The organism is Paenibacillus donghaensis, from assembly GCF_002192415.1.
Classification (GTDB): domain Bacteria; phylum Bacillota; class Bacilli; order Paenibacillales; family Paenibacillaceae; genus Paenibacillus_AQ; species Paenibacillus_AQ donghaensis.
The window spans coordinates 6,280,363-6,303,805 of sequence record NZ_CP021780.1; the positions used below are offsets into that span (position 1 = coordinate 6,280,363).

A 23,443-nucleotide genomic window follows, 5' to 3' on the forward strand; every position below is an offset into this window, starting at 1 on the left:
ATTAATTGCCTCCTTCCTGAGCAGCTTGTTTCTTAGCTGGGGGAAGAACTTCTCCACGGTAGATCCATACTTTTACGCCGATCAGGCCATAAGTAGTATGTGCTTCAGCCGTTCCGTAGTCGATATCGGCACGAAGCGTATGAAGTGGAACTGTTCCTTCACTATAGCCTTCAGAACGAGCGATCTCAGCGCCGCCAAGACGTCCGCCCACTTGAGTTTTGATTCCTTTTGCGCCAGAGCGCATAGTTCTTTGAATAGCCTGTTTAAGGGCACGACGGAACGATACACGACGTTCCAACTGCTGTGCAATGCTCTCAGCAACCAAAATGGCATCCAGTTCAGGGTGCTTGATTTCGTTGATGTTGATGTGCACTTTTTTGCCGCCGGCGATAGTAGTAACTGCGCTGCGAAGTACTTCTACTTCAGCTCCGCCCTTACCAATTACCATACCCGGTTTAGCAGTATGAATTGTAACGTTCACGCGGCTAGCCGCTCTTTCGATCTCGATATGGGAAACAGCGGAATCCTTCAATTTGCCTTTAAGGTATTCCCGAATCTTCACATCTTCCATCAGAAGCGTTCCGAAATCTTTCCCTGCATACCATTTAGATTCCCAATCGCGAATAATCCCGATTCGAAGTCCGACTGGATTTACTTTTTGACCCACGTGTTATCCCTCCTTATTTCTCAGATACCACCAAAGTAATGTGGCTGGTGCGTTTGTTGATCCGGCTTGCGCGGCCCATGGCGCGCGGACGGAAACGTTTCATCGTTGGACCCTGGTTAACGAATACTTCGCTAACGAACAGGCTGTTCACGTCCAAAGAGTAGTTATGCTCAGCGTTCGCAATAGCCGAGTTAAGAAGTTTTTCAACAACCGGAGAAGCGGATTTTGGAGTGTGGCGAAGAATTGCAATAGCTTCCCCCACTTGCTTGCCGCGAATCAAGTCAATAACCAGTTTCGCTTTACGAGCGGAAATCCGCACCGATCTTGCATGTGCTTTTGCTTCCATTGTTTTCCCTCCTTTCAGACGAAGACCTTAATTATCTTCTAGTTTTCTTATCGTCACCCGCGTGGCCTTTGTAAGTACGTGTTGGCGCGAACTCGCCCAACTTGTGACCTACCATATCTTCCGTTACGTATACAGGCACGTGTTTGCGGCCGTCATATACACCAAACGTATGTCCGATAAACTGAGGGAAAATGGTTGAGCGACGGGACCAGGTTTTTACTACAACTTTCTTGTCTGTCTCGTTCAAGTCCTCAACTTTTTTCAGTAGGTAGCCATCAATAAACGGCCCCTTCTTTAAACTGCGACCCATGTGTGAATCCTCCCTTCGTTCAGTTCTTCAAAACCGCGAGTCGACGCTTTGCGCTGGATTAACCTGCCAGAAGCGTCTTATTTCGTGCGGCGGCGAATGATATATTTATCAGATGCTTTGTTTTTCTTACGCGTTTTGTAGCCAAGGGTTGGTTTGCCCCAAGGAGACATAGGCGATTTCCGTCCGATTGGAGCGCGGCCTTCACCACCACCGTGTGGGTGATCGTTAGGGTTCATTACTACACCGCGTACTTCAGGACGACGTCCCAACCAGCGGCTACGTCCGGCTTTACCAATCTTGATCAATTCGTGGTCTCCGTTACCCACGGAACCGATTGTTGCACGGCATACGCTCAGAACTCTGCGAACTTCGCCGGAGCTCAGACGAACGGATACGTACTTATCTTCTTTACCCAGCAACTGAGCTTCTGTGCCGGCAGCGCGCACAAGTTGTCCGCCTTTGCCTGGTTTCAGCTCGATGTTGTGGATAACTGTACCTACCGGAATGTTTTCCAAAGGAAGCGCATTGCCGATTTTGATGTCTGACCCAGGGCCGGACTCAATTTTATCCCCAACTTTAAGGCCTTTAGGAGCGATGATGTAACGTTTCTCTCCATCGGCATAGTTGATCAATGCAATATTGGATGTACGGTTCGGGTCATACTCGATCGTAGCAACGCTACCTGGTATGCCGTCTTTAGTCCGTTTGAAATCGATAATACGGTATTTACGTTTGTGTCCGCCGCCGTGGTGACGAACCGTAATTTTACCTTGGTTGTTGCGTCCCGCATGTTTGAACAGCGGAGAAAGCAACGATTTCTCAGGCTGGTTTGTTGTGATTTCTTCAAACGTAGACACGGACATGCCGCGTCTTGCCGGAGAGGTCGGTTTGTACTTTTTAATTGGCACTGTAGTTCCCTCCTTACTTCAACAGAGTTATTATTCTACCGCTTCGAAGAATTCAAGCGGCTTGCTGTCCGGGCTGAGCTTAACGATGGCTTTCTTCCACTCCGGAGTATAACCGGAATATTTGCCGTAACGTTTCAGTTTGCCAGGTACGCGCATTGTGTTCACATTTGTTACTTTTACTTTAAAAATAGCCTCGACAGCTTTTTTGATTTCGGTCTTGTTAGCACGGATATCCACTTCAAAAGCGTATTTCATGTCGCTCATGTATTCGGATGTGCGTTCCGTAATCACCGGACGTTTGATAATATCACGAGGATCTTTCATTACGCGAACACCTCCTCTACCTTCGTAACTGCTTCTTTAGTGATGATCAGCTTGTCGTACATCAGTACGTCAAGAACATTAATGCCGTCAGCCGCTACGAATTTCACCCCAGGGATGTTACGAGCGGATAGTGCTACATTGTCATCATAACCAACGGCTACGATCAATGCTTTGCGATCAACCTTCAGGTTGTTCAGGATTGCCGCGAATTCTTTCGTCTTCGGAGCGTTCATGCTCAGGCTATCCAATACGATGATGTCATTGTCAAGAACTTTTGAGGACAACGCCGATTTGATTGCCAAGCGACGAACCTTCTTAGGCAGTTTCCAGGAATAGCTGCGTGGAGTTGGTCCGAAGACAACGCCGCCGCCTTTCCATTGTGGAGAACGGATGGAGCCTTGACGAGCACGACCTGTACCTTTTTGTTTCCAAGGCTTACGTCCGCCGCCACGCACTTCAGAACGTCCTTTTACTTTGTGTGTACCACGACGCAGGGAAGCTCTTTGCATAAGCGCAGCTTCGTGCAGAACGTGCTCATTCGGTTCGATACCGAATACGGAGTCGCTCAGTTCAACTTCGCCAACTTCTCCGCCACTGATATTATAAAGTGTTACTTTTGGCATTTCATGTTCCTCCTTTCTTCAGTAATTATTTCTTTACAGTTTGCTTAACTTTCACGTAGCTGTTCTTAGGTCCAGGAATAGCACCTTTAACCAGGATTACGTTGCGTTGTACATCGATCTTGATGATTTCAAGCTTCTGAACCGTTACGGTCGTGTGACCCATATGTCCTGGCAGGCGTTTGCCCTTTGGAACACGGTTGGCTTGAATGGAACCCATGGAACCCGGTCTTCTGTGGTAACGCGATCCGTGTGCCATTGGCCCGCGGCTTTGTCCCCAACGTTTGATAACGCCCTGGAAGCCTTTACCCTTGGTAGTACCTGTTACGTCAACAAATTCGCCTTCCGCGAAAAGATCAGCCTTAAGCTCTTGTCCAACCTCGAGTGACTCGAGGTCAACACCGCGAATTTCGCGAACGTAGCGCTTAGGTGTTGCATTTGCCTTTTTGGCGTGACCCTGTTCAGGCTTGTTGGAGCGACTTTCCTTTTTATCGGAAAAGCCCAGCTGCACTGCTTCATATCCGTCGATATTCAGGTCTTTCTTTTGCAGTACCACACAAGGTCCAGCTTCGATAACCGAAACGGCAATTACATTACCTTCTGGAGTAAACACTTGAGTCATACCGAGTTTTTTTCCTAAGATACCTTTCAATGTTGACACCTCTTTTCTTTTCCTAAGTTACTAATTAGAATTACAATTTGATTTCGATATCTACACCGGACGGTAGATCCAAGCGCATCAAGGCGTCCACAGTTTGTGGTGTTGGGTTCACAATATCGATCAAACGTTTGTGAGTCCGCATTTCAAACTGTTCGCGGGAATCCTTGTACTTGTGCACCGCACGGAGAATGGTAATGATTTGTTTCTCAGTTGGCAACGGAATCGGCCCGGATACACCAGCACCCGAACGTTTTGCTGTTTCAACGATTTTCTCTGCGGATTGATCAAGAATTCTGTGGTCGTATGCTTTCAAGCGAATACGAATTTTTTGCTTTGCCATTTTAGTCCCTCCTTCTATCGCCCAATTTGGTATCGGACATACTCCGTGAAAATTTTCTGACCTCGTCCCCATGGCAAAGGGGCCGGGTGTGTCAGTAACCTCTCACATCATCGCAACGTCTCAGAACAACATTTATTATTATATACAATAGGCGGCAGTATTGCAAGCGAAATTACAAACTACACATACTTTTTTTCATAGGTTGTTGTCTTCCTCTATATAAGGTAATAAGTTCACTGTCGCAGAGCTGAAAAACTCTGCCGAAACCGCAGTTTGAGCCGTTGTTGAGCCAATTTCTTCAATGGTCCGGATCAGCACTCTGATCAGCAGTCCGTTGGAAAGTCTATTGGCTTCGTTGCTGCTGACCACCCGCTGCTCCACAGTCGCGTTAGTGTCCATGCTCAAATCTATCAATTCACCACTGAATTTGGCCATCTTATGCTTCAGCCATCCTCTGGAGTGCCTGCAGATTAATGATTTCAATAACACGTTTATGAACTCTTATCAGATTCAGAGCTTCAAAATTTCCGAGCTTCCGGCTTAATGTCTCAGCAGTAGTGCCTATCATCGAGGCCATCTCTTTTTTGGCAGCGGGCAAGGTAATCTTCTGTTCCTTCGACTTGTCCTTCAAGGGGACTGATAGCTTGGTATAGAGGTAGACCAGCATCTTGGCCAGCCGTTTATCGGCTTCCAGCATATGCATTGCCCCTGCCCACTCCTCTGCCTCCTGCAGCTGTTCGCTCATGGACAACAGGAAGCTATAGGCCAGTGTGGCGTTGCGCGCCAATAAAGGGAGGAAGTCATCACGGTGCATCCTGCATACCAAAGTGTTCTCTACCACCTCAGCATTTAAATAGTTATGTTTATTCTGCAGTAACGCAAATTGTCCGAAATAATCACCGGGGAACAAAAAACGGATAATATGCTGCTTCCCTTCGCCACTCCCCTGTGTCAGCTTGATCAGACCTGTATTCACCACAAACAAGGAATCTGAAGGCTCCCCTTCACGGAAAATATAACTCCCCTTCTCATAGTATCTAGACTCGGTAATGGAATCCAGCATCTCAACCTCCGGCTCAGCCAAGCCCGTAAACAGCGGAACCTGACGGATGCATGTCGTCGATTGGCATGTTGTACATATCATCTGTAAGCCTCCTGCCTATAGAAAAGTATAAGGAAACTTTATCACAGCCCTGCATAAACCTTGTGATTTGTATCACAAGATTTTCAAAAACTTGATTTAGATCAAGGATTTCCTACTCTCACTCTGTCACAATACAAATTACAAAGTGAATCTTTATCTGAGTATCAGGAGGATATGATCTATGCAGAATTACACTTTTGAAGACATGAAACAGATCGACAGATCGCAGCTTGGCAATATGGTTCCACTGGAGTTGTTTCGCACCATCCGTCTGATCGGTCTAAACCAAGGGCTCCCCCTTGGGGGCAAAAGCACTACGGCAACCATCGGTCGTAAGATCGGCCACAGCCTTCCGGTCCAATCCATTGAAGAACTGCTTGAGCTGTTTGAGGAGCTGAAAATAGGCATTCCACGTATTGTCTACCGGGATGAGCAACGGATCAACATCGCTGTTGATGATTGCTTCTGCAAAGGGTTGCCAACACTTGAAGAGGAAAAGATGGTCTGTGATCTGGAGGGGGCGATTATGGAGGGAGCTTTATCCAAGCTACTGGATCGAAGAATAACTGTCAGAGAAATCAAATGCAACGTCATTGGTGATGAACATTGTGAATATGAGATTAGGCTTTAAAGCAGGAACAACATACAACGGAATGGAGCGATTAGAATGGAAAAGAAAAACCTAAGCGAAGCGGTAGAATATCAAGAGGCACGCTTTACGAAACGGATTCTATTTCAAAAAGGAGAAAGCGTTGTGTTTGTGTTGAACTTTCTACCTGGCCAGCAGCTTCCTACACACAAACATCCAGGGACAGATGTTTATATCCACGCCCTGGAGGGCAATGGGACACTTATAGTGGATGATGTAGAACATGCTTTTGACAAAGGTGAGGTAATTCATGTAGCAGGGGACGAGAATTTCGCTTATCGTAACAGTGGCGAGCTACCGGCCAGCTTGTATGTGGTACTCAGTAAACTTCCAAGTAGTGCTTATGCAGAAAACGTATAAAAACAGCAGAAAAAAGGGTTCTTCGTGAGAAGAACCCTTTTTTATATTCTAGCAGCTATCCGAAGGATAGCGCCAAATTATTTCTGGATCGAAGCTACAGTACCGGCTCCAACTGTACGTCCGCCTTCACGGATGGAGAAGCGAGTTCCTTCTTCAATCGCGATTGGGGAGATCAGGGAAACAGTTACAGTGATATTGTCACCAGGCATAACCATTTCAGTACCTTCTGGCAGGTTGATGATGCCAGTTACGTCAGTTGTACGGAAGTAGAACTGTGGACGGTAACCAGTGAAGAATGGTTTGTGACGTCCGCCTTCTTCTTTAGTCAGAACGTAGATCTGTGCAGTGAACTCAGTGTGTGGTTTAACGGAGTTCGGCTTAGCCAATACTTGGCCGCGCTCGATCATGTTACGGTCAACACCACGCAGCAATGCGCCGATGTTGTCCCCAGCCTGAGCGGAATCCAGCAATTTACGGAACATTTCAACGCCCGTAACTACGGATTTCTTAGTTTCTTCATGAATACCAACGATTTCGATTTCTTCTCCGACTTTTACTGTTCCGCGTTCTACGCGGCCAGTTGCCACGGTACCGCGGCCAGTGATGGAGAATACATCTTCGACAGGCATCAGGAAAGGTTTAGCAGTATCGCGTTCTGGCAGCGGGATGTATGTGTCAATCGTTTCGAACATTTCAACGATTTTCTGTGCATATTCGCCTTCAGGATTCGCCAGAGCTTCACGAGCGGATCCACGAATGATTGGAGTATCATCACCTGGGAATTCGTATTCGTTCAGCAAGTCGCGAACTTCCATTTCTACCAGTTCCAGAAGCTCTTCGTCTTCAACCATGTCGCATTTGTTCAGGAATACGACGATGTAAGGAACGCCTACCTGGCGGGACAACAGGATGTGCTCACGAGTCTGTGGCATAGGGCCATCAGCTGCGGATACAACCAGGATTGCTCCGTCCATCTGTGCTGCGCCAGTGATCATGTTCTTAACATAGTCGGCGTGTCCAGGGCAGTCTACGTGTGCGTAGTGACGGTTAGGCGTTTCATATTCAACGTGAGACGTGGAGATAGTGATACCACGTTCGCGTTCTTCTGGTGCTTTATCGATCTGATCGAATGCTATAGCAGCGCCACCATATTTTTTGGACAATACAGTAGTGATTGCAGCAGTCAGAGTCGTTTTACCATGGTCGACGTGACCAATCGTACCGATGTTAACATGTGGTTTGTTACGTTCAAACTTTGCCTTTGCCATTTGAACAGTTCCTCCTTAATATGGGGTTCCTTTTATTTGAGCCGTCCGGTGTAAAGCTATCTTGGGTGGCTGAGTGATCATACCCGGACGGCAAGTTAAAAACAGTTGGTTATTCTCCGCCTTTGTTCTTGGCAACAATTTCATCAGCGATGCTCTTAGGAACTTCTTCATAGTGAGAAAGCTCCATTGAGAATACACCGCGTCCTTGTGTACCGGAACGGAGTGTAGTGGAGTATCCGAACATTTCGGACAAAGGCACCTTGGAACGAATAATCTGCGCGCCGCCACGGGAATCCATACCTTCGATTCTTCCGCGACGGGAACTCAGCATACCCATTACATCGCCCATGTATTCCTCAGGCACAGTTACTTCCACTTTCATGATAGGCTCAAGCAGGACAGGCTTACACTTGTCTTTAGCTGCTTTGAGGGCCAACGAACCGGCTACTTTGAACGCCATTTCGTTGGAGTCCACATCATGGTAAGATCCATCTACGATAGTGGCTTTAACGTCAACAAGCGGGAAGCCTGCGATAACACCATTTTTCATAGATTCTTCGATACCCGCAAGTGCAGGAGCGACGTACTCTCTAGGAACCGAGCCACCGACAACTTTACTTTCGAAGGTATTGCCTGTACCTGCTTCGAGTGGTTCGAACTCGACCCACACGTGACCGTACTGACCGCGTCCACCGGATTGGCGAACGAATTTACCTTCGACGCGAGCTGATGCCTTGAATGTTTCACGATAAGCTACCTGTGGTTTACCAACGTTGGTGTCAACGTTGAACTCACGGCGCATACGGTCAACGATAATCTCAAGGTGAAGCTCCCCCATACCTGCAAGAATAGTTTGGCCTGTTTCCAGGTCAGTATGAGCACGAAGAGTTGGATCTTCTTCGGTCAATTTACCGAGCGCAACGCCCAGTTTATCTTGGTCAGCTTTGGTTTTTGGTTCAACAGCAACTTCGATAACCGGATCAGGGAAGTTCATGGATTCCAGAATAACTGGATTCTTCTCATCACACAGTGTATCACCCGTGCTAGTATCTTTCAAACCAACAGCTGCAGCGATGTCGCCAGAGTACACAATGGAGATCTCTTGACGGCTGTTCGCGTGCATCTGCAGGATACGGCCGATACGCTCACGTTTGTTTTTGGTTGCGTTGACTACGTAAGATCCGGACTCCAGAACACCGGAGTATACACGGAAGAACGTAAGTTTACCCACATAAGGGTCTGTCATGATTTTAAATGCCAGTGCTGCAAACGGTTCTTCATCCGAAGAATGGCGAATCGCTTCAGTACCATCATCCAGGTGACCGGTAATTGCCGGTACATCCAGAGGGGATGGCAAGTAATCTACAACAGCGTCCAGCATTAGCTGAACCCCTTTGTTGCGGTAAGAGGATCCAACGATTACAGGGAAAATCTTAACTTCACATACGCCTTTGCGCAGTGCAGCTTTGATTTCCGCAACTGAAATCTCTTCTCCTTCAAGGTATTTCATTGTGAGATCCTCGTCAAGTTCTGCAACTCTCTCGATCAACTCAAGACGCAGTTCCTTCACTTGCTCCAGATACTCAGCAGGAATATCAGTGACCTCAACATCGCGGCCAAGATCATCTTTATAGATATGCGCTTTTTCTTCAACCAAGTCGATAATACCGACGAAGTCATTTTCTGCGCCGATCGGCAGTTGGATTGCAACTGCGTTCGCCATCAGACGTTCACGCATAGACTGAATTACATTCAAGAAGTCAGCACCGATGATGTCCATTTTGTTGACATAAGCGATCCGCGGTACTGTATAACGGTCAGCTTGTCTCCAAACGGTCTCCGATTGAGGCTCTACGCCCTCTTTAGCGCTGAAAACGCCTACTGCCCCATCCAATACACGGAGGGAACGTTCAACTTCGACTGTGAAGTCAACGTGTCCCGGAGTATCAATGATATTGACGCGGTGACCCTTCCATGCGGCGGTTGTAGCAGCGGAAGTAATCGTGATTCCACGCTCTTGCTCTTGCTCCATCCAGTCCATTGTAGCAGCACCCTCGTGAACTTCACCGATTTTGTGCGTACGGCCCGAATAGAAAAGAATCCGCTCAGTGGTTGTTGTCTTACCGGCGTCAATATGTGCCATGATCCCGATATTACGTGTATTCGCCAAGGAGAACTCTCTTGCCATGAATTGGATCTCCCTTCAAAATATATATTATTGGAATGGCTGTAAATCCTACCAGCGGTAGTGAGCAAACGCTTTGTTTGCTTCGGCCATTTTGTGTGTATCTTCACGTTTCTTAACGGAAGCGCCTGTGTTGTTGGAAGCGTCGATGATCTCAGCCGCCAAACGCTCTTCCATAGTCTTCTCACCGCGGTTGCGGGAGTAGTTTACGAGCCAACGTAATCCCAAAGCTGTACGTCTTTCAGGTTTAACCTCGATTGGCACCTGGTAGTTCGCACCGCCGACACGGCGAGCCTTAACTTCCAGAACCGGCATGATATTCTTGATGGCAGCTTCGAAAACTTCCATCGGTTCCTTGCCAGTACGTTCTTCAATCAGTTTAAATGAATTGTACAAAATGCTTTGAGCGACACCTCTTTTACCACCCAGCATAATACGGTTGATCAAACGAGTAACCAACTTGCTATTATACAACGGATCTGGCAATACGTCTCTCTTAGTAACTGGACCTTTGCGTGGCATGGATATCCCCCTTTCTCAAATGTTTATCATTCTAATGTGTTTATCTTACTTCTTAGCTTTCGGACGTTTTGCGCCGTATTTCGAACGAGCCTGCATACGGTTAGCTACACCTGCTGTATCCAGTGCACCACGAACGATGTGATAACGAACCCCTGCAAGGTCCTTTACTTTACCGCCGCGAAGCAATACAACACTGTGCTCTTGAAGGTTATGTCCGATACCCGGGATGTAAGCAGTCACCTCGAGACGATTCGTCAAACGAACACGGGCATATTTACGAAGCGCAGAGTTTGGTTTACGTGGAGTCATTGTGCCTACACGAGTGCATACACCGCGTTTCTGCGGAGCGCTCAAATTTGTAGCCTCACGCTTCAGGGCGTTGAACCCCTTTTGAAGAGCGGGAGATTTGGATTTTTCGATTTTGGCTTGACGGCCTTTACGAACCAGTTGATTAATAGTTGGCATGTTGTTGCCACCCCCTTCCTGAAATAATAGTCAATTTAAGAACTTTAAGTCCACAGACCCAGGCGGTTCATAAAAAGACAAATGAAAAGTTCTTGCCGCCGAAGTGTACCCCGGGTACAAAAACAGTTCTTGTAGCTATTGTTTTAAGACGGCTGCCATCGCAGCGCCAACTTCTATTCCGCAGGCCTTGCCCAAATTCAGCATTGTGTCTACATATGTGACCTTTACACCTTGTTTGCCGCAAAGCATAACAATCCTGGAAGTAAGCCGTTGATCTCCGTCCTCAGCCACATAGACTTCTGCAGCTTGGCCCAATTCCACCGCCTTGACGGTTTGCTTGGTACCGATCTTGACCTGAGCATCCTGTAGTCCTCTATCATCAGTCATGATAACTCATTACCTCCAATGAACAAGAATAACAAGGCTACTCACGCACCTTAGACATATTAGCATTATCAGCTGACGATGTCAAGCGTTACGCAATAAATTCATGCATGCAAGCAGCACGCAATCGCGCCGCACCTGTAGGCGCAGCGCGATCAGCATTACCACCTTATTGCTTTATTCAGCAGGAACCGTTTCTAAAGCTTCTTTCTTGCTTTGTGCATTCGGATCGCTTAGCTTCACATTACGATAGCGATTCATGCCTGTACCTGCAGGAATCAACTTACCGATGATAACATTTTCTTTCAGTCCAAGCAACTTGTCGACTTTTCCTTTGATTGCAGCATCGGTCAGGACACGTGTAGTCTCCTGGAAGGACGCAGCGGACAGGAATGAATCCGTCTCAAGGGATGCTTTGGTAATACCCAGCAATACCGGCTTAGCTACTGCAGGTTCCTTACCGGACAGAATCGCTTCTTTATTGGCTGCTTCATACTCATGGATATCAGCAAATGCACCTGGCAGCAGCGTCGTATCACCAGCATCGATGATCCGGATTTTGCGCAGCATTTGTTTGATCATTACCTCGATGTGCTTATCATTGATTTCTACGCCCTGGTTACGGTATACACGCTGCACTTCCTGCAGAATGTAGTTCTGTACCCCACGGATCCCTTTGATACGCAGCATTTCTTTAGGGTCAATCGAACCGTCTGTCAGCTCATCGCCAGCTTCAATCTCCTGGCCTTCGCTGACACGCAGCCGTGAACCGTAAGTGATGGAGTAGGTCTTGGATTCAGCTTCGCCCTGGACTTCAATCTCACGACGGTCCTTGGTTTCACGGATTTCCTTGATTACACCATCAATTTCACTGATTGTGGCCTGACCTTTAGGGTTACGGGCTTCAAACAGCTCCTGGATACGCGGCAAACCTTGGGTGATGTCATCACCCGCAACGCCCCCGGTATGGAACGTACGCATGGTAAGCTGAGTTCCCGGCTCTCCGATGGATTGTGCTGCAATAATCCCTACAGCTTCACCAATCTCAACGTATTTGCCGGTTGCCAGGTTGCGGCCATAACATTTCTTGCAGACACCATGACGGGCACGGCAGCTTAGCACTGAACGGATCTGCAGCTTAGTGATGCCTGCATTTACGATAGCTTCAGCCTTATCGGAGTCGATCAGGTCATTGCGGTGAACGAGAACTTCTCCGCTCTGTGGATGGCGGACGGTCTCGAAGCAGTAGCGGCCTTCAATACGGTCATACAGATCCTCAATAACTTCCTTGCCGTCCTGGATACGGGCGACCATGAAGCCTTTGTCGGTTCCGCAATCTTCCTCGCGAACAATAACATCCTGAGCCACGTCAACAAGCCGGCGTGTCAAGTACCCTGAGTCCGCTGTACGCAGCGCTGTATCGGCAAGACCTTTACGCGCTCCGTGAGTGGAGATAAAGTACTCCAATACCGTCAGACCTTCACGGAAGTTCGCCTTGATCGGCAATTCGAAGATTCGTCCGGAAGGAGTCGCCATCAGACCGCGCATCCCGCCCAGCTGGGTAATCTGAGATTTGTTACCGCGCGCCTTCGAATCAACCATGAGCATGATGGAGTTAAAGCGGTCCATCGATTTCAACAGGACATTGGTCAGTTCATCCTTGGTCTTCGACCAGATTTCAATAACGCGGTCATACCGTTCGTCATTGGTAATCAGACCGCGGCGATATTGGTTAGCAACCACATCTACCTTAGCCTCGGATTCTTTTAGAATGGTGACCTTTTCCTCAGGAACAATAACGTCCGATACAGCAACCGTTACGCCTGAACGTGTGGAATAGGTGAAACCAAGCTGTTTGATTTTGTCCAGAATCACAGACGTTTTGGTCGTGTGATAGGTTTCGAAGCAGCGGGCGATAATCAGACCCAGATATTCTTTGCCTACCGCACTGGCTTCCGGCGCATCCATGATCAGCTTACGGACATCCGCACCTTTTTCATAGATAAAGTATTTCTCCGGTGTACCTTGCAGCAAGTTGGATTTCGTAGCTTCATTGATATATGGGAAACTGCTTGGATAAATCTCGTTAAAGATAATCTTGCCGACCGTAGTGATCAATAGCGCACCCTGCTGTTCCTCTGTGAAGCATGTCTTGCCTAGTGCCTTCACTGGAATAGCTACACGAGCATGCAGACCTGCGGTTCCGCGCTGGTAAGCTGATACTGCTTCGTTGACGGTACGCAGAATCATACCCGTTCCCTTTTCCTCATTGTTGTCCATAGTCAGGTAGAATGTACCAAGGACCATATCCTGGGAAGGGGTAACAACCGGCTTGCCATCTTTAGGGTTCAGGATGTTGCCGGATGCCAGCATGAGAATACGTGCTTCTGCCTGTGCTTCAGCAGACAACGGTACGTGTACCGCCATTTGGTCACCGTCAAAGTCAGCATTATAAGCCGTACATACGAGCGGATGCAGACGAATCGCATGACCTTCCACCAGAATCGGTTCGAAGGCTTGAATCCCGAGACGGTGAAGCGTAGGCGCGCGGTTCAGTAGAACAGGATGCTCTCTGATTACTTCTTCAAGCACATCCCAGACCTCTGGACTTACACGTTCTACTTTGCGTTTCGCACTCTTGATATTGTGGGCAAGGCCTTTGTTAACCAATTCTTTCATAACAAATGGCTTGAACAGTTCCAGTGCCATCTTCTTTGGAAGTCCGCATTGATACATTTTGAGATACGGACCTACAACGATAACGGAACGTCCGGAATAGTCAACGCGCTTACCCAGCAAGTTCTGACGGAAACGACCTTGTTTACCCTTCAGCATGTGGCTGAGCGATTTCAAAGGACGGTTACCAGGACCGGTTACCGGACGGCCGCGACGGCCGTTATCGATCAGAGCATCAACGGCTTCCTGAAGCATCCGTTTCTCGTTCTGTACGATAATATCAGGCGCACCCAGATCAAGAAGTCTCTTCAGACGGTTGTTCCGGTTAATTACACGGCGATACAGATCGTTCAAATCGGACGTAGCAAAACGGCCACCATCCAACTGGACCATCGGGCGAAGCTCCGGAGGAATAACCGGGAGCACATCCATGATCATCCAATCAGGCTTGTTGCCGGAGTTACGGAATGCTTCAATGACTTCCAAGCGTTTGATCGCCCGGTTGCGGCGCTGGCCTTGTGCCGTACGCAGCTCTTCTTTGAGGAATTCCAGCTCTTTATCAATATCGATATCCTGAAGCAACTTCTTCACAGCCTCAGCACCCATGCCTGCCTGGAATCCGTAGCCGTATTTCTCACGGTAGCTGCGGTATTCTTTCTCGGACAGCAATTGTTTCTTCTCCAAAGGTGTTTCACCTGGATCAGTTACAACATAAGAAGCGAAGTAGATAATCTCTTCCAGTGATCTAGGGGACATGTCCAGAGCCAGACCCATGCGGCTTGGAATACCTTTGAAATACCAGATGTGAGATACCGGAGCTGCCAATTCGATGTGTCCCATACGTTCACGACGGACTTTGGCCCGGGTAACTTCCACGCCGCAGCGGTCGCAGACTACGCCTTTATAACGGACGCGTTTGTATTTACCGCAATGACATTCCCAGTCCTTTTGAGGTCCGAAGATCCGTTCGCAGAACAGTCCTTCTTTCTCTGGCTTCAGTGTACGGTAGTTAATGGTTTCCGGTTTCTTAACTTCTCCGCGGGACCAAGAACGAATTTTTTCCGGGGAAGCAAGCCCGATTTTCATAAATTCAAAATTGTTAACGTCCAACAAGGAGCAACCCTCCTTAACCTAATCCTGATTTAGTACCGTTTAATGCCCTCCTCGGCTTACTGTCCGAGGAGGGCACGGTAATTTATAGCTGGAACTGTTCAGTTCCTGATTTAGTCTACGCCAACTTCCGAGCCTTCCAAATTGAGGCTCAGCTTGTCGCCTGCCGTCTCATCCTCATCGTCCAATTCCTTCATCTCGATCTCCTGCTCATCACCGCTCAGGATTTTGACATCCATCCCCAGTGACTGCAGCTCCTTGATCAATACCTTGAACGATTCTGGAACACCCGGTTCCGGTACATTCTCACCTTTGACAATGGATTCATACGTCTTCACGCGTCCAACCACGTCATCAGATTTGACCGTCAAGATCTCCTGCAGTGTATAAGCAGCACCGTAGGCTTCAAGCGCCCATACTTCCATCTCCCCGAAGCGCTGTCCACCGAACTGGGCTTTACCACCCAGAGGCTGCTGCGTAACGAGAGAGTATGGTCCTGTGGAACGGGCATGAATCTTATCATCAACCATGTGCGCCAGCTTGATCATATGCATGACGCCTACAGTAACTTCACGCTCAAAGCGCTCGCCTGTGCGGCCGTCGTACAGAATGGTCTTACCATTGCGCTGCATGCCTGCTTCTTCCATGGTGTCGAACACGTCATACTCACGCGCTCCGTCGAATACCGGCGTAGCGATATGAATACCCAGACGCATAGCAGCCATACCAATATGAACTTCCAACACCTGTCCGATGTTCATACGGGAAGGAACGCCCAGCGGGTTAAGTACTACCTGTACAGGAGTACCGTCCGGAAGGAATGGCATATCCTCTTCTGGCAGAATACGTGCTACGACACCCTTGTTACCGTGACGTCCGGCCATTTTATCGCCTTCAGAAATTTTACGCTTCTGGGCAATATAGACACGCACCAGCTGATTCACACCAGGAGGCAGCTCATCGCCATTCTCACGGGTGAACACTTTAACGTCAACGATAATACCGTCACTACCGTGAGGTACACGCAGAGAAGTATCACGGACTTCACGAGCCTTCTCACCAAAGATTGCATGCAGCAGACGCTCTTCAGCAGTAAGCTCGGTAACACCCTTAGGCGTAACCTTACCTACCAGGATGTCTCCGGCACTGATCTCGGCACCAATGCGGATAATACCGCGTTCGTCCAGATTGCGAAGCGCTTCTTCCCCAACGTTCGGAATGTCGCGTGTAATCTCTTCAGGTCCCAGCTTCGTGTCACGGGCTTCCGATTCGTATTCCTCGATGTGGATCGAAGTATATACATCCTCTTTGACCAGCTTCTCACTCAGTAGGATCGCATCCTCATAGTTGTAGCCTTCCCACGTCATGAACGCAACAACTACGTTGCGGCCCAGAGCAAGTTCGCCCATTTCTGTGGAAGGACCATCCGCAAGAATGTCACCCGCCTTTACAATGTCGCCTCTTTTGGCCAGTGGACGCTGGTTAATACAAGTCCCTTGGTTCGAACGCATAAATTTGTGTAATTTATATTTAACAATATCACCTTTGACTTCCTTACCTTCAACAGCCTCGACGCGGCGCAGCCAGATTTCATTGGCCGAAGAACGCTCGATAATACCGTCGAATTTGGAAACAATACATACGCCCGAGTCTTTGGCAGATTTGTGCTCCATCCCTGTGCCTACGAGCGGCGCCTTAGGAATAAGCAATGGAACGGCCTGACGCTGCATGTTCGATCCCATCAGTGCGCGGTTGGAGTCATCGTTCTCCAGGAACGGAATGAGCGCCGTAGCGACCGATACAACCTGTTTAGGCGATACGTCCATGTAATCAACGCGATTACTTGGCATCGTTGTGATATTATCCGAATCTTTGTTATAACGGACGATAACCATGTCTTCCTGGAACGAGCCGTCTTCTTGAAGCAGTACGTTCGCCTGTGCAACTACATAGTTATCTTCTTCATCGGCAGTCAGATAATCGATATGCTCGGTTACCTTACCTGTCTTAGGATCCACCCAACGGTACGGCGCTTCGATGAAGCCATACTCATTGATACGGGCGAAGGTGGACAAGGAGTTGATCAGCCCGATGTTCGGACCCTCCGGCGTTTCGATTGGACACATCCGGCCATAGTGACTGTGATGGACGTCGCGAACCTCAAAGCCTGCACGTTCACGGGTCAGACCACCGGGTCCGAGAGCAGACAGACGGCGTTTATGCGTCAGTTCGGCAAGCGGGTTGGTCTGATCCATAAATTGTGACAGCTGTGAACTGCCGAAGAACTCTTTAATCGATGCTATAACCGGACGAATATTAATCAGGGCCTGCGGTGTAATCGCGTTGGCATCCTGAATCGACATTCTCTCCCGCACTACACGCTCCATACGGGACAACCCGATACGGAACTGGTTCTGCAGAAGCTCACCCACGGAACGCAGGCGGCGGTTACCCAAATGGTCGATATCGTCCGTGTTGCCGATACCATGCAGCAGATTAATAAAGTAGCTGATTGAGGATATAATATCAGCTTGGGTAATATGCTTGACCGACTTGTCAATGTTGCCATTGGCGATCAGCTTGATTACACGGCCTTCCTCAATTGGCGAGAACACGTCAATGGTTTGCAATGGAATGTCGTCACTGTCCATAACTCCACCGTTGACACGGTAGCTCTTAGCTGCAACATTCTTCTCGAAGTAAGGAATCAACTCATCGAGCAAGCGGCGATCCACCATTTGGCCCGATTCCGCCAGTATTTCACCAGTGGATTCATCAACCAGCGGCTGTGCCAGGCGTTGGTTGAACAAGCGATTCTTAATGTGCAGCTTTTTATTGATTTTGTAACGGCCTACATTGGCCAGATCATAACGTTTTGGGTCAAAGAAACGCGCGACCAGCAAGCTTTTGGCATTGTCTAATGTCGGCGGTTCGCCCGGACGCAGGCGCTCATAAATTTCAATCAGAGCTTTCTCCGTGGAGTCCGTATTGTCTTTATCCAGCGTATTGCGAATATATTCATCATTGCCAAGCAATTCCAGAATTTCGGCATCACTACCGAAACCAAGTGCGCGCAGAAGCACAGTAACCGGAATTTTGCGGGTACGGTCGATGCGGACATACATGATGTCCTTGGCGTCCGTCTCCAGTTCCAGCCAGGCTCCGCGGTTCGGGATTACAGTGGCGGTGTAGGTTTTTTTGCCGTTCTTATCCACTTTTGTGCTGAAATAGACGCTTGGAGAGCGAACCAACTGGCTGACAATAACCCGTTCCGCACCATTGATGATAAAAGTGCCGGTTTCCGTCATCAGCGGGAAATCTCCCATGAACACTTCCTGCTCTTTGACCTCACCGGTCTCCTTATTGATGAGCCGCACCTTTACACGCAGAGGAGCCGCATACGTTACGTCCCGCTCTTTAGCGTCGTCAACCGTATATTTCGGTTCACCCAGGCTGTAATCAATGAACTCTAGTACCAAATTACCTGTGAAATCCTGGATCGGCGAGATGTCCTGAAACATTTCCCGCAATCCTTCCTCCAAAAACCAATCATAAGATTTTTGTTGGATCTCGATCAGGTTCGGGACCTCGAGTACCTCGTTAATTCTCGCATAGCTCCGCCGAGTGCGTCGACCATACTGAACAAGATGTCCTGCCAACTTTACTCACCCCTCATGTCTACTCACTTTAAAAATTGATTGCGAACCCTTGTTTGGACCCGTATAATGGAACCATGATCCAATGGATTCAGTCATAAATAAAAGAAAAGCCCTTATCGAAGTCTTCGAATAAAGAGCGCATTTATCCATGACCAAAATACTCCTTATCCAGTAGATTTGCCCAAAACGTACATATTATACGTCAGCAAGCACCAGTTTATGCACTGATATTCATTAGACCATGCAGCACTTACTCCCGCATCGTACAAGAAGCACTTGGCACAAACGAGCCGCTTTAGCATGCGCTTGCCGGGCGACAATATATCACTTGACTTTTCAGCAAACTAAAGACATGGAGCCTAGCTTAATACTGACATTTTATAATAATACCACTATCAATTTCGCATGTCAATGAAATTATTATATTTTTATTTCTGTGCTTTGATAATCCGATAGCCCTTGTCTTTCCCCTTTTCTTCTACAACCGGGAACAAGCTTTCCAGCTTCGCAACTGCTGAAGGAGCCCCCTGCTTCTTCTGAATCACAATCCACAGCGAACCACCCTCATTCAAATGCTGATAGGCCTCTTCAAAAATCTGATGCACCACAGCCTTGCCGGCACGGATGGGCGGGTTGGTGAGAATCACATCAAAGGTCTGTTCCTTCAATGCGCCGAGCACATCGCTTTCCATTACCGTCACATTCCGGATTCCATTCTGCTGGGCATTCTCACGGGCCAGTTCTACAGCACGGCTATTGATATCAAGCATGGTCACATGCCCCTTTGGAGCCAAATGCGCTGCGCTGAGTCCGATAGGACCATAACCACAACCTACATCAAGAACTGCCGCACCTTCCGGGATCTCCATCGTTTCAATTAAAGCTCTACTGCCATAATCGATATCGCCTTTGGAGAACACTCCGGCGTCACTGGTGAATTGAAATTTCCGGCCCCTCAAAACGGTATGAATGGTACGTCTGTCATGACGTGCCTCCGGCTGCTGTGAGTAGTAATGCTGCGACATCTCTATTCTCCCTTTCCGTTCTTTTGATAATTCTCATCCTATATTACACAATAAACCCCTTGAACAAGTTCAAGGGGTTTATCAGTTATAGAAGGAATTACTTCACTTCTACAGCTGCGCCTGCTGCTTCCAATTTTTCTTTGGTAGCGTCGGCTTCTTCTTTGCTCACTTTTTCTTTGATTGCTTTTGGTGCGTTGTCTACCAGATCCTTAGCTTCTTTCAAACCAAGACCAGTGATTTCGCGAACGGTTTTGATAACGTTGATTTTGGAAGCGCCAGCGCCTGTCAAAATTACGTCAAATTCGCTTTGCTCTTCTTCAACGGCTGCTACAGCACCGCCGGCAGCTACTGGAGCTGCTGCAGTTACGCCGAATTCTTCTTCGATTGCTTTTACCAGGTCGTTCAGTTCCAATACGCTCATGCCTTTAATTGCTTCCAAGATTGCTTCTTTGCTCATGATAGAACCTCCATTTTATATTTAAATTTAGTTTGTGTTGTTGATTATGCTGTCAGAGCCAAAGGCTTACGCGCTTTGTTCTTCTTTCTCTGCAACAGCTTTAACTGCAAGCGCGAAGTTGCGCATTGGTGCTTGAAGCACGCTAAGCAGCATGGACAGCAAACCATCGCGGGATGGAAGCTCTGCCAATGCTTTCAGTTGGTCCGCGTCAATGACACGACCTTCCACAACGCCGCCTTTAAGTTTCAAAGCTTCGTTTTTCTTGGCGAAATCATTAAGGATTTTGGCTGCGATTACCGCATCCGTTTCGCTGAATGCTACTGCTGTTGGACCAGTCAGAACTGCATCAAGCTCAGTAAGCTCGGCTGCCGCAGTTGCGCGGCGAAGCAGTGTGTTCTTCAGGACCTGAAAGTCAACGCCAGCTTCACGAAGCTGCTTGCGCAGTTCAGTCACCTGGGCTACGTTCAAACCACGATAGTCCGCAACTACAGTAGTAATACTGCCTTGCAGCTTGCCAGTTACGACATCAACTGCATCCTGTTTAGCTTGGATTACATTTGCATTTGCCAATTGTATACACCTCCTGAAAATTTATGTGACGGCATCTCTTCCAGAGAAAGTACACCGTACCTACGCAGGCATTAGAAAAGCCTCCGCAGAATCACGAAGGCTTGATAAAACGAAAATTACACAGGCAACGCCCGGCATTTCTTGTTTCTATCACAACACCTCGGTAGGAAATTAAGCCCTACGGCACCTACTGTCTACGGTAAGCATATTCAAGTTCAAGAAGATAACCTTCATCTTCACAACTGTTATAGATTATCAAAGATGACTCATAGAGTCAACCCCCAATTATCTGAAGACGGTTGTGTTTACACGAGCGCTAGGACCCATAGTGGACGAAATAGCGATGCTCTTCAGGTATACACCTTTAGCAGAAGCTGGTTTCGCACGGTTCAGAGCGTCGATCAGGGATTTAAGGTTCTCGTTCAACTGTTCAGCGTTGAAAGACACTTTGCCGATTGGCGCGTGAATTTGTCCCGCCTTGTCCAGGCGGTATTCGATCTTACCGGCTTTGATTTCTTGCACAGCCTTGGAAACATCGAATGTAACTGTTCCGGCTTTAGGGTTAGGCATCAGACCTTTACCACCAAGCAGACGACCCAGTTTACCTACTTCACTCATCATATCAGGTGTAGCTACGCAGACATCGAAATCAAACCAGCCCTGTTGAATTTTGTTGATCATATCCTGATCGCCTACAAAATCCGCGCCGGCAGCTTCCGCTTCCTTAGCTTTTTCACCTTTTGCAAATACAAGCACACGTTGTGTTTTGCCTGTGCCGTGAGGCAGGACAACAACACCACGAACAGCTTGGTCTTGTTTACGCGGGTCTACGCCCAGACGCACTGCTGCTTCAATGGTTTCGTCGAATTTAGCAGTCGCTGCTTTTTTCACAAGCTCAACGGCTTCAGCTGGCTCGTAAGTCGCTTCGCTGTTGATCAGCTTGGCAGCTTCTTGGTATTTCTTACCATGTTTTGCCATGAAATGTTCCTCCTTTGTGGTGTTAGCGGAAATTCCTCCCACATATTGCGGTCATGATCGACCGGTTGCTCGAAAGACAATACTAGTCTTCGATTGTGATACCCATACTGCGGGCAGTACCTTCGATCATCAGCATTGCAGCTTCAACAGTTGCAGCGTTAAGATCGGGCATTTTTTGCTCAGCAATTTCACGAACCGCAGCGCGGCCGAGTTTTGCTACTTTTTTCTTGTTTGGTTCACCGGATCCTTTTTCTACTTTAGCAGCGATGCGAAGCAGAACGGCAGCCGGAGGAGTTTTGGTGATGAAGGTAAACGAACGGTCTTCAAACACTGTGATTTCAACTGGAATGATCAGACCTGCCTGATCAGCAGTACGAGCATTAAATTCCTTACAGAATGCCATGATGTTGACACCTGCTTGGCCCAATGCCGGACCTACTGGAGGGGCTGGATTCGCTTTCCCTGCAGAAATCTGCAGTTTCACCATTTTGATAACTTTTTTAGCCATGAGTGACACCTCCTTGCGTCAATAGTGGTCTTCGAACGCCTTTTGGCGCTCTCCCACAAGAAACCCTAACCATTGTTATATTTTTTCCACTTGAGTAAAATCCAACTCCAGCGGGGTTTCCCGTCCAAACATGTTAACATGTACCTTGATCTTGCTCTTGTCCGCCAAAATTTCTTCCACGGAGCCCACAAAATTCGCAAAGGGACCAACCATAATACGTACAGATTCCTTGATTTCGAAATCAATAACAGCTTTAGGTTCAACCATACCCATATGCTTCAGAATTTGTTCTACCTCTTCCGGAAGCAAAGCGGTAGGCTTGGACCCGGAGCCTGTCGAACCAACGAATCCGGTAACGCCCGGCGTATTGCGGACAACATACCAGGAATCGTCCGTCTGGACCATTTCCACCAAAACATATCCGGGGTAAACTTTACGCATGACGGTTTTTTTCTTGCCGTCTTTGGTTACGATTTCTTCTTCCATAGGAACAAGAACGCGGAATATTTTGTCTTCCATGCCCATGGACTCAACGCGTTTTTCCAAATTGGCTTTGACCTTATTCTCATACCCGGAATAGGTATGAACGACGTACCATCTTTTTTCCATATCAAGCCACCTGGGACCTCTCTAAATAATCCTTTCGATCACAGCGGAAATGCCGATGTCCAGAACCCAGAAGTACAGAGCAATAACTACAATTGTACCGAGAACGATTAAAGTGTAGTTCTTAAGTTCTTTACGACTAGGCCAGCGAACTTTTTTGAGTTCACTCCAGCTCTCAGTGAAAAAGGAAAACAAAGACTTAAAACTACGTTTCACGCCGACTACACCTCCAAAGACTATCTGGTTTCGCGATGAGGAGTTTGCGAGTTACAGTACTTGCAAAATTTCTTCATCTCCATGCGGTCGGGGTGATTTCGCTTGTTTTTGGTTGTCGCATAGTTCCGTTGTTTGCAACTTGTACAAGCCAAAGTGATAATTACCCGCATGCTGTGCACCTCCCGATGACGTCCTTCCAATTCTAAAATCAGAAGACGCAAATATTGATCCTAAAAAAAGCCGCGAATTTAGGCCTACCTAAAACACTTTAGCATACTGCTAATGGCTGTGTCAACGAAAGAATTGCCTGCTACATGGGGTGTATCCGCATTGCGTAGTCTTGTGTCCATCCTTTGACGCTGAGGCTGTCCAATCCCCGCACTTTGCTGCTTGCCTTATTCATTATGGGGTAATACGACAGTGTATAAACCTGCTCTAAGCAAGCACTAAAAAAAGACTCGAAGTCCGAGCCTTTCAAGTAACAG

At 47.9% G+C, this 23,443-nt stretch carries 27 protein-coding genes and 1 other annotated feature; of the genes, 2 read left to right on the top strand and 25 right to left on the bottom strand.

All coding sequences use genetic code 11. The annotated features are described in order from the left end of the window. Position 1 precedes the first annotated feature (1 nt). The 10 genes from rpsC to B9T62_RS28550 form a co-directional block, all read right to left on the bottom strand. Positions 2-667: a 30S ribosomal protein S3 gene (rpsC, locus tag B9T62_RS28505; RefSeq protein ID WP_087918343.1), complete on the bottom strand. Its 666-nt coding sequence runs from the start codon at positions 665-667 to the stop codon at positions 2-4. A gap of 13 nt (positions 668-680) precedes the next feature. After that, positions 681-1,013 (bottom strand): 50S ribosomal protein L22, encoded by a 333-nt coding sequence (rplV, locus tag B9T62_RS28510; RefSeq protein WP_036652942.1) that lies wholly within the window; start codon positions 1,011-1,013, stop codon positions 681-683. A 31-nt stretch (positions 1,014-1,044) separates the two neighbouring features. Next, positions 1,045-1,323 (bottom strand): 30S ribosomal protein S19, encoded by a 279-nt coding sequence (gene rpsS / locus B9T62_RS28515; RefSeq protein WP_036692395.1) that lies wholly within the window; start codon positions 1,321-1,323, stop codon positions 1,045-1,047. 77 nt (positions 1,324-1,400) lie between these two features. Beyond that, complete coding sequence (gene rplB / locus B9T62_RS28520) at positions 1,401-2,231, bottom strand: 50S ribosomal protein L2 (protein WP_087918344.1); 831 nt, start codon at positions 2,229-2,231, stop codon at positions 1,401-1,403. A gap of 30 nt (positions 2,232-2,261) precedes the next feature. Next, the gene (gene rplW / locus B9T62_RS28525; RefSeq protein WP_087918345.1) at positions 2,262-2,555 is read right to left on the bottom strand and encodes a 50S ribosomal protein L23; all 294 of its coding nucleotides are present in this window, start codon (positions 2,553-2,555) and stop codon (positions 2,262-2,264) included. Continuing rightward, complete coding sequence (gene rplD, locus B9T62_RS28530; protein WP_087918346.1) at positions 2,555-3,178, bottom strand: 50S ribosomal protein L4; 624 nt, start codon at positions 3,176-3,178, stop codon at positions 2,555-2,557. Before rplD ends, rplW begins: the two co-directional genes overlap by 1 nt. 25 nt (positions 3,179-3,203) lie before the next feature. Next, a complete protein-coding gene (rplC, locus tag B9T62_RS28535; protein WP_087918347.1) occupies positions 3,204-3,827 on the bottom strand; it encodes a 50S ribosomal protein L3 in 624 nt (207 codons plus the stop codon). A 40-nt stretch (positions 3,828-3,867) separates the two neighbouring features. Next, positions 3,868-4,176, bottom strand: coding sequence for a 30S ribosomal protein S10 (gene rpsJ / locus B9T62_RS28540; protein ID WP_005544556.1), 309 nt, complete (start codon positions 4,174-4,176; stop codon positions 3,868-3,870). 195 nt (positions 4,177-4,371) lie between these two features. Continuing rightward, on the bottom strand, positions 4,372-4,611 hold the full coding sequence (locus tag B9T62_RS28545; RefSeq protein ID WP_087918348.1) for a hypothetical protein: 240 nt from the start codon (positions 4,609-4,611) through the stop codon (positions 4,372-4,374). A 1-nt stretch (position 4,612) separates the two neighbouring features. Further along, a complete protein-coding gene (locus B9T62_RS28550) occupies positions 4,613-5,320 on the bottom strand; it encodes a Crp/Fnr family transcriptional regulator (RefSeq protein ID WP_087918349.1) in 708 nt (235 codons plus the stop codon). Between the two features lie 181 nt (positions 5,321-5,501). Between B9T62_RS28550 and B9T62_RS28555 the strand changes: the two genes are divergently transcribed. Together B9T62_RS28555 and B9T62_RS28560 are read left to right on the top strand one after the other, a co-directional pair. Then, positions 5,502-5,951 carry a V4R domain-containing protein gene (locus B9T62_RS28555; protein ID WP_087918350.1) on the top strand — a complete coding sequence of 150 codons (450 nt, stop codon included), beginning with the start codon at positions 5,502-5,504 and terminating at the stop codon, positions 5,949-5,951. Positions 5,952-5,987: 36 nt separating this feature from the next. Further along, positions 5,988-6,329, top strand: a complete 342-nt coding sequence (locus B9T62_RS28560) for a cupin domain-containing protein (RefSeq protein ID WP_087918351.1) — start codon at positions 5,988-5,990, stop codon at positions 6,327-6,329. Between the two features lie 77 nt (positions 6,330-6,406). Here the strand turns inward: B9T62_RS28560 and tuf are convergent, their stop codons facing one another. From tuf to rpmG, 15 genes are all read right to left on the bottom strand, one after another. Then, a complete protein-coding gene (gene tuf / locus B9T62_RS28565; RefSeq protein ID WP_087918352.1) occupies positions 6,407-7,597 on the bottom strand; it encodes an elongation factor Tu in 1,191 nt (396 codons plus the stop codon). 109 nt (positions 7,598-7,706) lie between these two features. Beyond that, positions 7,707-9,785: an elongation factor G gene (fusA, locus tag B9T62_RS28570; RefSeq protein WP_087918353.1), complete on the bottom strand. Its 2,079-nt coding sequence runs from the start codon at positions 9,783-9,785 to the stop codon at positions 7,707-7,709. A gap of 48 nt (positions 9,786-9,833) precedes the next feature. Continuing rightward, positions 9,834-10,304 carry a 30S ribosomal protein S7 gene (rpsG, locus tag B9T62_RS28575; RefSeq protein ID WP_087918354.1) on the bottom strand — a complete coding sequence of 157 codons (471 nt, stop codon included), beginning with the start codon at positions 10,302-10,304 and terminating at the stop codon, positions 9,834-9,836. 45 nt (positions 10,305-10,349) lie between these two features. After that, positions 10,350-10,769: a 30S ribosomal protein S12 gene (gene rpsL, locus B9T62_RS28580; RefSeq protein WP_020427075.1), complete on the bottom strand. Its 420-nt coding sequence runs from the start codon at positions 10,767-10,769 to the stop codon at positions 10,350-10,352. 135 nt (positions 10,770-10,904) lie between these two features. Then, on the bottom strand, positions 10,905-11,156 hold the full coding sequence (locus B9T62_RS28585) for a ribosomal L7Ae/L30e/S12e/Gadd45 family protein (protein WP_087918355.1): 252 nt from the start codon (positions 11,154-11,156) through the stop codon (positions 10,905-10,907). 174 nt (positions 11,157-11,330) lie between these two features. Further along, positions 11,331-14,942 (bottom strand): DNA-directed RNA polymerase subunit beta', encoded by a 3,612-nt coding sequence (rpoC, locus tag B9T62_RS28590; RefSeq protein ID WP_087918356.1) that lies wholly within the window; start codon positions 14,940-14,942, stop codon positions 11,331-11,333. Between the two features lie 110 nt (positions 14,943-15,052). Next, positions 15,053-18,598: a DNA-directed RNA polymerase subunit beta gene (gene rpoB, locus B9T62_RS28595; RefSeq protein WP_087918357.1), complete on the bottom strand. Its 3,546-nt coding sequence runs from the start codon at positions 18,596-18,598 to the stop codon at positions 15,053-15,055. Positions 18,599-19,026: 428 nt separating this feature from the next. After that, entirely contained in the window at positions 19,027-19,623 is a 597-nt protein-coding gene (locus tag B9T62_RS28600) for a class I SAM-dependent methyltransferase (RefSeq protein WP_087918358.1), read from the bottom strand. 97 nt (positions 19,624-19,720) lie between these two features. Continuing rightward, positions 19,721-20,080 carry a 50S ribosomal protein L7/L12 gene (rplL, locus tag B9T62_RS28605; protein ID WP_087918359.1) on the bottom strand — a complete coding sequence of 120 codons (360 nt, stop codon included), beginning with the start codon at positions 20,078-20,080 and terminating at the stop codon, positions 19,721-19,723. Between the two features lie 66 nt (positions 20,081-20,146). Continuing rightward, entirely contained in the window at positions 20,147-20,650 is a 504-nt protein-coding gene (rplJ, locus tag B9T62_RS28610; RefSeq protein ID WP_087918360.1) for a 50S ribosomal protein L10, read from the bottom strand. Positions 20,651-20,714: 64 nt separating this feature from the next. Further along, positions 20,715-20,868, bottom strand: a sequence feature (ribosomal protein L10 leader region). Positions 20,869-20,935: 67 nt separating this feature from the next. Continuing rightward, positions 20,936-21,628, bottom strand: coding sequence for a 50S ribosomal protein L1 (gene rplA / locus B9T62_RS28615; RefSeq protein WP_087918361.1), 693 nt, complete (start codon positions 21,626-21,628; stop codon positions 20,936-20,938). An 82-nt stretch (positions 21,629-21,710) separates the two neighbouring features. Next, complete coding sequence (gene rplK, locus B9T62_RS28620; RefSeq protein WP_087918362.1) at positions 21,711-22,136, bottom strand: 50S ribosomal protein L11; 426 nt, start codon at positions 22,134-22,136, stop codon at positions 21,711-21,713. Positions 22,137-22,211: 75 nt separating this feature from the next. Beyond that, a complete protein-coding gene (gene nusG, locus B9T62_RS28625; protein ID WP_087918363.1) occupies positions 22,212-22,745 on the bottom strand; it encodes a transcription termination/antitermination protein NusG in 534 nt (177 codons plus the stop codon). A 21-nt stretch (positions 22,746-22,766) separates the two neighbouring features. After that, positions 22,767-22,958 (bottom strand): preprotein translocase subunit SecE, encoded by a 192-nt coding sequence (secE, locus tag B9T62_RS28630; RefSeq protein ID WP_019908206.1) that lies wholly within the window; start codon positions 22,956-22,958, stop codon positions 22,767-22,769. A 20-nt stretch (positions 22,959-22,978) separates the two neighbouring features. Next, entirely contained in the window at positions 22,979-23,128 is a 150-nt protein-coding gene (rpmG, locus tag B9T62_RS28635; protein WP_076099620.1) for a 50S ribosomal protein L33, read from the bottom strand. Positions 23,129-23,443: the final 315 nt, after the last annotated feature.